8 protein-coding genes are annotated in these 12,732 nt (G+C 42.2%); 7 read left to right on the plus strand and 1 reads right to left on the minus strand.

Annotated elements, in window-relative coordinates; all coding sequences use genetic code 11:
- Positions 1-46: 46 nt before the first annotated feature.
- On the minus strand, positions 47-880 hold the full coding sequence (gene fghA, locus WDY75_RS03780; RefSeq protein ID WP_094871740.1) for an S-formylglutathione hydrolase: 834 nt from the start codon (positions 878-880) through the stop codon (positions 47-49).
- A 382-nt stretch (positions 881-1,262) separates the two neighbouring features.
- On the opposite strand from fghA, the gene WDY75_RS03785 reads away from it, so the two are divergent.
- The 7 genes from WDY75_RS03785 (at position 1,263) to WDY75_RS03815 (ending at position 12,719) form a co-directional block, all read left to right on the plus strand.
- Positions 1,263-1,625 carry a winged helix-turn-helix transcriptional regulator gene (locus WDY75_RS03785; RefSeq protein ID WP_094871738.1) on the plus strand — a complete coding sequence of 121 codons (363 nt, stop codon included), beginning with the start codon at positions 1,263-1,265 and terminating at the stop codon, positions 1,623-1,625.
- 278 nt (positions 1,626-1,903) lie between these two features.
- Positions 1,904-3,019 (plus strand): S-(hydroxymethyl)glutathione dehydrogenase/class III alcohol dehydrogenase, encoded by a 1,116-nt coding sequence (locus WDY75_RS03790; protein ID WP_064617364.1) that lies wholly within the window; start codon positions 1,904-1,906, stop codon positions 3,017-3,019.
- Positions 3,020-3,044: 25 nt separating this feature from the next.
- Complete coding sequence (gfa, locus tag WDY75_RS03795; protein WP_094871737.1) at positions 3,045-3,626, plus strand: S-(hydroxymethyl)glutathione synthase; 582 nt, start codon at positions 3,045-3,047, stop codon at positions 3,624-3,626.
- Positions 3,627-3,876: 250 nt separating this feature from the next.
- Positions 3,877-4,200: a hypothetical protein gene (locus WDY75_RS03800; RefSeq protein WP_053522651.1), complete on the plus strand. Its 324-nt coding sequence runs from the start codon at positions 3,877-3,879 to the stop codon at positions 4,198-4,200.
- Positions 4,201-4,412: 212 nt separating this feature from the next.
- Entirely contained in the window at positions 4,413-4,763 is a 351-nt protein-coding gene (locus tag WDY75_RS03805; RefSeq protein ID WP_064617367.1) for a hypothetical protein, read from the plus strand.
- A gap of 236 nt (positions 4,764-4,999) precedes the next feature.
- Positions 5,000-7,954, plus strand: coding sequence for a hypothetical protein (locus WDY75_RS03810; RefSeq protein WP_338841925.1), 2,955 nt, complete (start codon positions 5,000-5,002; stop codon positions 7,952-7,954).
- Positions 7,955-8,036: 82 nt separating this feature from the next.
- Positions 8,037-12,719 (plus strand): RHS repeat-associated core domain-containing protein, encoded by a 4,683-nt coding sequence (locus WDY75_RS03815; protein ID WP_338841926.1) that lies wholly within the window; start codon positions 8,037-8,039, stop codon positions 12,717-12,719.
- Positions 12,720-12,732: the final 13 nt, after the last annotated feature.

The following is a 12,732-nucleotide window of genomic DNA, read 5'->3' on the forward strand; positions in this document are numbered from 1 at the left end:
TTAAATGTGAATATTTACCGTTCCGAATCTTATTTGTTAAAAAGCATCATCTTAATTGCTTCATATGGAATTCGAAATGTTCTTCCAAAAATGTAGAGATGAAGAAATAGCTATGATCATAACCTTTAACTTGCTTATAGTTTATTTCTACGTTATTTGCTTGGGCATTTTCTAAGAAAGTCGTTTCTTCCAATTGTTCTGGATAAAACTGATCTGCAGTTCCTTGTGTAATAAGAATAGGGGGGGTGTCAGTTGCTTTAATGAGTTCTGAAGCATCCCATTCTTTCCAAGAAGCTTTGTCTTCACCTAAATAAGTTGAGAAAGCTTTTATTCCCCAAGGGACTTGACTAGGACTTGAAATAGGAGAAAAAGCAGAAATCGCTTTGAATCTTGCAGCATTTTTTATCCCAATTACTAAAGCACCATGACCTCCCATTGAGTGGCCCATTATACTTTCTTTTCCTGAAAATCCAGGTACTAAAGTGGACGTAATACCTGTTAACTCCTCTGTGATGTAAGTATACATATGATAATTCTTTGCCCATGGATTTTGTGTGGCATTTAAATAAAAACCGGCACCTTGTCCGAGGTCGTATGCATCATCATCAGCAACGTTTTCTCCGCGTGGTGAAGTATCAGGAATAATGACTGCCACTTGATATTTTTCAGCCAATCTTTGAAATCCACTTTTTTGACTAAAATTATCATCTGTACAAGTTAATCCAGATAGCCACCAAATAAGAGGGATTTTTTTCTTTTCTTTATTTGATGGTAAGTAGATACTAAATGTCATATCACATTGTAAAACTTCTGAATAATGGGTGTACTTACGTTGTTCCCCATCAAAAGAGCGTTGTTGTTCAATTAGTTTAAGACTCATTTATTTCACTCTCCATTCTCCATTTGTTTATAATTGTACGGATTGATTTAACTAATGAAGTAAACCAAATGCTTTATTGATATCCATACCCATAATTACATAATAAAATGCAATCTACAATACTGACGTTTTTGTCACTATGCTATAATAGTAAAAGAAAGGAGCATTACTGTTAGAAAACTTTAAGACAACTTGTAAATAAGAAGCCCTATTGGTATGATGCGGAGATTGCTTCTATAGAAAACTTAACCTGAGCATCAAACAAGGCAAGGATTAGAATTCTTAATATGTGAGAATTTCCGGAAAACCAAAAGAACATTCTAATATCGTTTCGACGGTTTAAACCGTGATATATCAATACTTATAGAGAGAGTGAATATAATTGGAAATTAATTATAAAGATAAAACTTATTTTACTGGAAAAGATTTGGCTTTATCAGTTATAGGTGGACGTTGGAAAATAGTGATTATATGGTGTTTGATACAGGAGTCTCCATTAAGGTTAAGTGAAATGCAAAAAAAACTTCCCGAAGTCAATCAACGCATGTTAATTAGACAGTTAAGGGAATTAGAAGATGATAACATAATTACTAGAACTGTATATCCCGTTGTACCTCCTAAAGTTGAGTATCAACTAAGTGAAATTGGTTGTCTCCTAGAACCTGTTGTAACTTCAATCTGTGATTGGGGAGATATTTTTAGCGACTCTTTAGAAAGAGACGCTAATAAAACAGAGATTGAATAACATCTATGTATACTTAGCATGGGTGTAAGAAAGAAAAACAGGCATTAATTTTTCAGTTCGCGTACCTATCCATTACACTTTTGGTTATTATGACATATTTGTCAGTATGGTAATTTAAATTACGATATGTAATCATGGAAATGTAAACATCATAGTGTTTCACATTTTTTACGTATTAATGTGTCCATGATGACAAATGTGTCAGTATTGTCAACGGTATATTGATATGTAATTATGGGTATGGTAACGCTATAAAACAAAAGAAAGAAGGGTTTCATTTGAAAAGTAAAGCAGCCGTTGCATTTAAAGCGGGAGAACCGCTTCAGATTGTAGAAATCGATGTAGAGGATCCAAAAGCCGGAGAGGTTTTAGTAAAGATACTGTACACTTCAGTCTGTCATACAGATGCTTATACATTATCAGGGGATGATCCAGAAGGCGTATTCCCTGCCGTTTTAGGTCATGAAGGCGCTGGTGTTGTAGTAGCCGTAGGTGAAGGAGTTACTTCAGTAGAACCAGGAGATCATGTTATTCCACTATACACGGCTGAATGTGGGGAATGTAAATTCTGTCGATCTGGTAAAACAAACTTATGTAGTGCTGTACGAGAAACTCAAGGTAAAGGTTTAATGCCTGACGGAACAACTCGTTTCTCTTATAATGGAGAGCCTATTTATCATTACATGGGAACAAGTACATTCAGTGAATATACAGTCGTTCCTGAAATCTCTTTAGCAAAAATTGACAAAGAAGCGCCACTTGATAAAATTGGTCTATTTGGATGCGGTGTGACTACAGGTATTGGCGCTGTACACAACACAGCAAAAGTGGAAGAAGGAGCTGTGACAGCCGTATTTGGTTTAGGAGCCATTGGATTAGCCGCTATTCAAGGATTGGTTCAAGCAAAAGCAAGCCGAATTATTGCTGTAGACTTAAATGAAGATAAGTTTGAATTAGCTAAAAAAATGGGCGCAACTGATTTTCTAAATCCTGCTAAATTTGATAAACCAATTCAAGAAGTCATTGTTGAAATGACAGATGGAGGAGTAGATTATAGCTTTGAGTGTATTGGAAATGTTGAAGTAATGAGGTCTGCTCTTGAATGTTGTCATAAAGGTTGGGGTGAAAGTACTATTATCGGTGTAGCAGCTGGAGGGAAAGAGATTCATACGCGTCCATTCCAATTAGTAACGGGTCGAGTATGGCGTGGTTCTGCCTTTGGCGGCGTGAAAGGCAGAACGCAGCTTCCAGGAATGGTTGAAGATTATATGAATGGTGAAATCGATATCGATTCGTTTATCACACACCACTTAAACTTTACAGACATCAATGATGCATTTGATTTGCTTCATAAGGGTGAGTCAATCCGTACGATGTTAACGTATGAAAAATAATGAATATATTCAAGGAGGAAAACATATGACTACCACTAAATTACATCCAAGATTAGATAACGGGATTAATGATTATCCAGAAGTAAAAGACTTTGTAGGAGGAACACTAAAGTGTCTTTGTGAATCCAATAAAGTAGAAGTCAAGGTAGATTCACAAACAATGCACAACCATGCATGTGGTTGTTCTAAGTGTTGGAAACCAGAGGGTGCCAATTTTTCTTTAGTAGCTGTAGCTCCTCGTGACAAAGTTCATGTCATTAGAAACGGCGATAAGTTAGAGATTGTTGATGAAACAGCTACAATTCAAAGACATTTTTGTAAAGAATGTAAAGCACATTTATTTGGTCGTATAGAAAATAGAGATCATGCATTTTATGGTTTAGATTTTGTTCATACAGAATTATCAGAGGATAAAGGGTGGTCTGCACCACAATTTGCAGCATTTGTTTCGTCTGTAATCGAAACAGGTACACCGGCTTCAAAAATGGCTGATATCCGAAAAGATTTAAATGATATTGGATTACCTACCTATGATGTCCTATCACCTGAGTTAATGGATTTAATTTCTACTAAAACTGCTGAACTGAATGGCACATTGAATGAATAAAAGTTATATTTTAATGTAGTAATTAAGAAATAATAAACTAGTTACATGTGCTTTCTGTTTTTATAAACTAGCGGTTCTTCATTAATCGTAAAATTGTTAGTTTATAAAAACTATTGTCGTCAAGAGTCCTTTTAAACTCAAGTTTCGCTTCAATCTCACATATTTTAAAGAATTCTGCAGATTGAAAAGATATGCAAAGGCACTTACTCTATTTCAGAGTAAGTGCTTTTGTATATTCATTATTTAGGGTGTGGGTCTAAATCAACCTCTACCGATAGAAAATCTAACTGCAAAAGTAGCAATTGAAAAACTAAGAAATTCCGATGAAGAGATAATAGAGATCGTAACAGACGATGATTCCACTTGGTATATCATAAGAAGCGAGAATGACGGTATTTCGATAGCCGATGAAAATCTTAAACAAATGATTGGTTCAAACGGCTGGGAATTTGAAGCGAAAGAAGGCTCAGGTCTGTTCTTTGAGAAAGAGGATGAACAATTAACTGTTGCTACACAAATGTGGATTAAAAGATACGTTCTTGTTCAGGTACAAAATAAATATAAAGAACTTTAAAACATTAGGCTAACGTGCGCGAGATTGTAGAGTAAACTCTTGTGACATACGGAAGAATTTATCAAATCGTAGGAATATATTTTGATTGAGATCAATTTTTGTGTTTCACATCAATTTTTGATAGGATTGAACATTCAAGCACGTAAGCGTAATTTATTTGAGTATTTACACTTTATTGTATAATAATAACATTAGAAAAAGGAGATTGAGCGATGATGACTACTTATGAAGAAAATGTAGCTAGTTTTGATAAAATCGATTCCGAAAAAGCACAGGCATTGGTAAAAGGGGAATCCGAAGCCTTAATCTATATTGGAAAGGCTGTTTGTCCTTTTTGCCAAATATTCGTTGAAAAACTAAAAAAAGTTGCTGAGGAAACTGATACTACTATCTATTATGTAAATAGTGTGGAAAAATCTGATATGGAAGGTATTACGGCCTTCCGTAATGAATACGACATTCCAACGGTTCCTGGTTTCGTTTTTACTAATGGTGACACAATAAACGTGAAATGCGATTCATCCATGTCAGAAGAAGAAATCAAAGCTTATATGAATAAATAATTCAATTGCAAACAGTGGTCTTCTGCAATCGGGCGCTATTGTGGAACGTCAAGGGTAGAAAGTGATCAAACTTTATTTTAAAAAGTGTATACTAACCCACAAGAAAAGAATCCATTTTGATCAATCTTTTTTTCAAAACGGATTCTTTTTATTTGCCCGAAAAATGAGCTTTTGCGGGAACTTTTGATCAAACTTTATTTTAAAGCTACACTGAACCTGCGTATACGAGGGTTACATTGAGCCAAGGACAAAGCTATCAGTTTACGAATGTAAGTACGAAGACGGATACGCTGGAAAGCGACGGCAAGTCCAGCGACCGCTTCGATTATGTCGTTTATTTACCGGATGGGACCGAATATTCAAGAGGAACGAATACGTCTAGTGAACCTAGCGTTGCAGCAGGCCGTACAGCTGTACTCACCATGGTTACGGCGACTCCGGTTACATTCGGCGTCCCATATCGAACGTTTGATGTAAGGCCCACAGGAGGAAGTGCCATTAGCCGGATAACCGTTTATCCGGGGGATACGTATGTTTTTTATAATAATGGGTCACTTACAAACCCCATCCGGAATGATGCAAGCAGCGTTGGCGGCTTGTTCGACTACGTCATTTACAGACCCGACGATACCATATACAGGAGCGGATTTAATCAAAAGGGCAGCCCCAGCATTCCTTCATTGGGATACGCGATTGTCACGAACATAGGAAATACGCCCATCGTGTTTGATTATACGGATGATTTCGCGGTTGAAGGCAGCGCAGAGCCTGCATTTGAAAGAGTGACTTTACATCAAGGAGAAAGTTACGAGTTTACGAATATTAGCAGCAATGACGAATACTTGGACAGCGACGGTTCCTCCTCGTCCGATCGGTTATTTGATTATGTTACTTATTACGAAGACGGGACGGAACGCTCCCGTGGACAAGCGACAAGCGTTGAACCCAGGGTGTATCCGAATAACAAGGCAGTAGTAACAGCAGTGTCGGAAAACCCGGTGACTTTTGGAGCTATATATACCGTGTTCCAAGGCGGAGGACGGCCGAATGAGGCCATCAGTCAGATTACCCTTAATCCGGGGGAGTCCTATATATTCCGCAACCATGGAACGCTGTCTAATCCCATCATGAATAATGCCAGTAAAGTAAACGGGATATTCGATTATGTCATGTATAGAGCTGATGGCAGTCGATCTTCGGATGCCTTTAATCGGAGCTCCAGTCCGCAGGTGCCGAAACAAGGCTATGCTAACGTCACGGTTGCCGGTACCCAGCCCATCGTGTTTGATTATACGGATGATTTTACCGTAGAGGCCAGTTCAGAGCCTGCTTATCTGCGCGTAACCCTGTCCAAGGGAGAAAGCTTCTCGTTCACCAATGTCAGCACGGAAAGCGAGTATTTGGATAGCACAGCCTCCTTGGCTGGTGGTCGTACCTTTGATTACATCATCTATGATGCAACGGGGGCGGAACAGTCACGAAGAACGGGGGTTACGGTGGAACCTAATGTACCTCCGGGCTATAAAGCAGTCGTTACGGCGGCATCAGATGAGCCTGTCAGTTTCGGGGGTCTATACCGTGTGTTCCGCGGACAAGATGATCCGGGTGAAGTCGTGCAGCATATCACTATTAATCCAAATGAATCGTATGTCTTGTATAACAGCGGGCCTGATGCTGAGCTTCGTCATAATTCAGATCAGGTCGGTGGTGCCATGGACTACGCCATTTATCGTTCGAATGGATCGCTTTTCTCGGATGGATTTAATACATCTTCAAGACTTGAAGTGCCATCCCAGTCCCATATCGTGATCACGAACCCTTCTTCTGTTCCGATTCTTTATGAGTACTCAGGCAATGTTACCGTCGAAGCAAGCACAGAACCCGCATTCCACAGAGCTACACTGAATCAGGGACAGAGCTATCAATTTACGAATATCAGTACGATCGACAAGGCTATCGTGAGTGAGGCTGTAAATGGTGGCCGTACGTTCGATTATGTTCTCTATGATGGATCCGGCGTGGAAATCGATCGTCGAACAGGTACCAGCATTGAGCCTGTCGTTGCGCCTGGAAATAAGGTGATCGTGACCGTTTCTTCGGACAGTCAAGTTTTGTTTGGGGCCGTATATCGACTATTCCAGGCAGAACCTGCTAAGGAGCCGGTGGGAGAAAAGATAACCGTAAGACAGCATGAGAGTGTGATCTTTACCAATCCGGAAACCACAAGTCAGATGATTAAATCGAATGCTCTTGAAGGAAAGAGCTTTTACGATTATGTAGTATACAGCCCAGGGAATAAACCGGAACTAGCTCACATCAATTCAATAGATCAGGAGATTGTCATTCCTGGTGGCGGTGTCGTTGTTGTAACTGTAACCTCAGCGGGAGCCGTTACCTATGAGTATTCGATACCCGTTACTGCAGAGACCAGCGATGAGAAGGCGTTACTTAAGAAGGAACTGGCTGCTGGAGAACTGGGAAGCTTTACGAATACGGGCCAATTTGAGGCCAAGCTGCTGACGGATGCATCTGTTGTCTCAGACCGGTATTATGATTATCGGTTGCTGGACGCGAGCGGAAACGTTCTGAGGGAGGCAACCGGAACGGATGAGGAACAAGTCGTGCCTAATGGTGCAAGTCTGGAAGTGACCGTGTCCTCACTTCAAGGCGTACTTTTTGCAGGTCCATCCAGAAGCTTTATTTTTACTGAAATCACGGACAAGTTCATCGACCTTGTGGAACGGAGAGCAGAGGACATCGATCTAAAAGAGAAGCAGGAGAACTACTATCGATTTAAACCGGAGGCGGATGGATTATACCGATTTGTTGTCAAGGAGAGCAAGAATTTCGAGAAGGAGCCTCAAGTGACATTGTACGCTGATGCTGGACTGACCGATATGCTGGCCACGACGGTTGATCAGGAGAGAGAGCATGGTTGGGATTACACCGTCTTGGAATGGGAGCTCAAAGCGGGCCAGGTTTACTATTTAAAGCTAATAGAGAAAGATGGAACCGCTCTTGAAGGGGTGATCAATTCTGCTCTAATGATTCTAGCCGCGGAAAACAAGTATCACTATGGCTCAAATAACCGGCTTTCTAAAGTGATTCTCCGTACGGGAGATGAGATTCTATATGAATACGACAACAATGGCAACGTAACGAAGCGAAGCAAAAAGGTATTTCCATTCTAATTCCATCAGATGCGATAGAGGTGACGATGTGTTCAAAAGAGGATGTATAGCTGTTTTATGTATAAGCTTATTAATGGGGAATATGGGCTCTTTGGTATATGGAGACAGCAGCAAGGTAACAGCCAATTCAAGAGAGATTTCTTCACCTGCGATTACGATTCAGATGTTGACACAGCAGTATGGTGTTGACACCGCTTGGGTTCAAGAAAAGATTGCGGATGGATATACCTTGTATCAAATATACTCATCTCTGGGCGGTAAGAAGAGCTCAAAAGCAGCCGATACCGTTCTGGCTAATATACAGGTACCGGATGTTGTGCAATATGATGAGAAGGCTGTGGTGTCATTATCAAAAACGTTGGCTGAAGATTCAAACGACGTGGACGAAGCAGCTCTTGATCAGGTACGAATCCATGACGACTCGTCGGCCTACTTCAACAACTACGGTCAAGATTCGGTCTCCATGGCTACCGGTGATTTGAATTATGCGAGCGTGGATTTGGAGCTTCCGGGTATGATCCCGTTTTCATTAACACGGGTATACGACAGCTCGAAGGCGAACGAAGAGATCGGAATCCGTCAGGATGAGGTAACCGGCCAGGCCGTGAATAACACTAGCATGCGAAGAGAGGAGTCATCTTACGGCATTGGTCGGGGCTGGAGATGGGATCTTCCCCATATTCAATTGCATGGTGGTAAACGTTATTTGTATTTTCCTGGAGCGGGCTCCTACGCCTTGTCCGATTCATTAGACATTGTAGGATATAACTGGAATGACATGGATCTGGTAACGGATCAAAGCGTAACCGTGAATGGACAATCAAGTGAATACAAACTAACGGTTCTCAATGATTATGTTTATTACTTTGATGCTCAAGGTTATCTGCTACAAATCAAAGACCACTATAACAACACGGTGAGCTTTTTATATGATCAGACGCCCGAGGGGCTTGTATTAAAACAGATTTCGAATAGCGAAGGAAATACTCTCCAATTCAGACATCATACATTGAGTCTTTCTGTGATTTTGGAGGGAACGGACCAAAGCGTGGAATATCGCAAGGTTCAGAAGGAAGGCTATACGCTTCTGGCAGAGGTTATTGACTCCATGTCGCGAAGTACGACTTATGTGTACAACCATCCGGTGTCGAAGTTTAACTTCCTATCCGGGCTGGTTAGTATGCCTGAACAGCATGAAGCTGACGGGACGGTTCTGTTGACTCGTATCGTGTACCCGACATCCCGGATCACCGATATTCAATATGAAGCGTCATTGAAACAGATTGGGGATTATGCAACTAGGCATGTATTTAAGGTCAGCTCCCGCAAGGATACATTCAGTTCGACATCGGGAGAAAAAATACTGGGTTCCCGCAGCTTCGAGTATACGGGTGAAGACTTGAGTCGTTACGGACGAGATGTGAACTGGACCACGACCGTAAGCAGCAGCAAGTGGGACGAAACGTACAAGCTGAGTAGTTCCTTTGAAGGAAGCTCTAGTCCGGCGCTTCATTACTTGCAGGAATATCACCAATCGGGAGATTCGGTTAGTTATATCGAAGAGTATACCTATGATGAGACGAACAAACGAAATGCACCGCAGCAGATCCAAGAACGATATATTCAAAATGGTGCAGCTTCCGAGCCTGTTTCCACGTCGTATACCTATGATGAATTTGGCCTCATTACATCGGAGAGATCAAGCACCGGCCAGGAAACAAGCTATGAATACCAGCATATGACGGGTACAGCAGAGTGGAAGGAACCTTCCAAGGTAACCGTCAAAATGAACGACACGCAGTCTCAGGTTACACATCTGGAATATGACGGGCAGGGCAGTGTAACGAAAGAGGTCGTGTCGCAAGGATTGGGCGGAACACCGTTTGCTCAATCCGAGTACGAGTACAACACTTACGGCAACCGGACAAAAACCAAAGTCAAGGATGATTCACGATTTATTGAACAGACGTATAAATACGAGTCCCCGTATGGACGTCATCTGCTGACAAACCAAAGCATGGTCGTGAAGGGCGTAGCCTCACAGTCCTCTGTAATTACGACGGACTATTCATATTGGCCGACAGGACAGCTCAAAAGCCAGAGAGATAGCGACGGAAATGTGCAGACGTACACTTATGATAAATGGGGTAGAATCACCCAGCTTGAATACAGTGACGGCACGCTTTCGACCATTCGTTTCGATGACGCATTGAATCGAGTCACTCAGACAGCACCGGACGGCGTGATTACGACGGAGCAGTATGATCCTTTTGGGCTGCTGGTGCAGGAGAAAACGCATGATGCGTTATACGAGTATGAATATGATGATGAAGGCAACATGACGGAAGTGACCGATGCCGAAGGCAATACAACGAGCCTGACGTATGATGCATTTGGAAGAAACACGAAAACGGTATACGCTGATGGAACCAGCAGCAGCACGGATTATCAAGTCGTGGAACGGACAACCACGTATAGCGACGCTGCTGGAAACAAACAGCGTGAAACCTATGATGTACTGGGAAGAACAATATCAACGCAAGAGTGGAAAAATGGAGGGTTTACGCCGCTTCAGCATCTGGAATACGATCTGCTCGGTCAGGTGACGGCATCCATTGACGGCAATCAGCAGCGTACCGAGTATACGTACGACGTGCTGGGCCGCTTGACCTCGGTGAAGGATCCGAAGGGAGAGGTTACTCGCTATGCATATAGTATGGCTGGTGATTTGGTTCAGGTTGTCTTGCCGGACCAACAGAAAGTAACAAAGATGTATGACGAGATGGGTCGCCTGATCAGCCAGACCGATATGGCCAATCAAACCACGGTCTACCAGTACGACAACCGAAGCAACGTAACGCAAGTGGTGGACCGCAAGAACCAGATCTATAACTTCGGTTATGACTCCGAGAATCAGCTTATTTCAAAGAGCGGACCGGATTTCTCGGTGAATTACGCCTATGATGATGCAGGCCGCCGGACCAGTATGACCGATCCTACGGGTAAGACGACGTATTCCTACAATCCTGAGGATGGAACGCTGAAGGAACTGGAGTTTCCAGACGGAACCAGGGTGTCGTATGAATATAATACGCAGTCGAAAATCGGATATATACTGACGGACGCTGCCGGAGCATCCATTCGCATATCTTCTAAGCTTGATGAAATGAATCGAGTCTCGGCGATGGATATCAGCACCGGAAGCAGTGGACCTTCCTTGATGTCAGCTTCTCCGCTGGATCGAATGACCTTTGAATATGGGGCTAACAGTTTGCTGAAGCGCCGAAGCTTTGATAGTGGACTCAGTGCCGGTTTTAACTATGACGGATATGACTTGTCAGGCGTAACCGTTCAGCAGGGAAGCACATCCGTGCACGAATTCGGATATAGCTATGACCCGAACAAAAATATCATCTCCCGCACGGAGAACGGAACGTCAGGGCAATTCACTTACGATCCGCTGAACCGGATTCAGACGGAAACATCAGGTGACAAGAATTTAAGTTATACGTATGACGCTAACGGGAACCGGCTGGAGCAGGGAAGCGGAAAGATATTCGGCCTGAAGGAAGCGGATTATACGTTTGACAGCCAGAACCGGTTAACCCAGGTGGCAGGAGAAGGCAAGGAAGTCAGCTACACTTACAACGGAGACGGATTGCTGTATGAACGTAAGGAAGGCACGAATACGACGCGTTATTACTATGATGAGGAAGCCAAGCTGATCGCGGAAGCGGAAGTCTCCGGAAGCAAAGGTACTCTTACCTATGCCTATGTCTATGACCTCTACGGTCAGTTAACGGCAAGGCAGGACCGAGCAACTGGGAAGCTGCAGTATTACCAGTTCAATGGTCATGGCGATGTCGTCGGTCTGGTGGATGAGCAGGGTAAGCAGCTAAACAGTTACTCCTACGATATTTGGGGTGGCCCAGTTAATGAAACCAAGGAAACCGTTCCGAACGTGATGCGCTACGCCGGTGAGTATTGGGATGATACGACGGGCCTGCAGTACCTGCGTGCCCGCTGGTACGATCCGGGAACGGCACGGTTTATGGGTGAGGATACGTATGAGGGTGAGCTGGGGAACCCATTGAGTCAGAATCTTTATACGTATGTGCATAACAATCCGTTGATTTATGTGGATCCGACAGGACATATAGTTAGTGAAGTAGAGGTGGATATCTATTTAGATATTGCTATTAACGAAGGGTACAAGTCCGCAGCTTGGTGGAAAATTAGAAGTATTCTAGGTCAAGAAGCAAAACATTATTCACTACTAGGAAATAAAGACAACAACTATTTCAAGTATTTGTATAATATGTCAACAGGAAACCACTATGTAAAAGAAGATAACACTCCTGGAAATATGAACTGGGCTAGGGCGCAGATGAAGAGTATGATAAAACAAAGCGCATCTACACAAAGTATGGTTGAATCCTTATTTATGGGCCCAATCGGAGGAAGCGGAAAAGTTGCAAGTATGATAAAAGCTGATGCTGGACTCGTAAAAGCTGCTGAGCAAATGGGTAAAAGCCGAGCGATACAAAAAGAAGCTGATGAACTCATATCTAAATTTCTTAAAGGTAATGTAAATCCAGGTATTGGAAGTAAAAATTTGACTAGAGACATTAATTATTTGAGAGGCAGAGAGGGAGCGCGTGTATTTTATAGAATGAGTAATGGAGAAATGCAAATATTAGCAAAAGCTAATAAGGCAAATGAGCAAGCTGTTATTAATATTTTGTATAAAATTTATGGCAAGTAAGGAGTTTAAAACC

It is taken from the genome of Paenibacillus glucanolyticus (assembly GCF_037333485.1).
Classification (GTDB): domain Bacteria; phylum Bacillota; class Bacilli; order Paenibacillales; family Paenibacillaceae; genus Paenibacillus_AQ; species Paenibacillus_AQ glucanolyticus.

Excerpts from the sequence above, each read along its gene's own strand:
- fghA (WP_094871740.1), bottom strand. The coding sequence starts at position 880 with ATGAGTCTTAAACTAATTGAACAACAACGCTCTTTTGATGGGGAACAA.
- WDY75_RS03815 (WP_338841926.1), top strand. The coding sequence starts at position 8,037 with ATGGGCTCTTTGGTATATGGAGACAGCAGCAAGGTAACAGCCAATTCA.
- gfa (WP_094871737.1), top strand. The coding sequence starts at position 3,045 with ATGACTACCACTAAATTACATCCAAGATTAGATAACGGGATTAATGAT.
- WDY75_RS03805 (WP_064617367.1), top strand. The coding sequence starts at position 4,413 with ATGATGACTACTTATGAAGAAAATGTAGCTAGTTTTGATAAAATCGAT.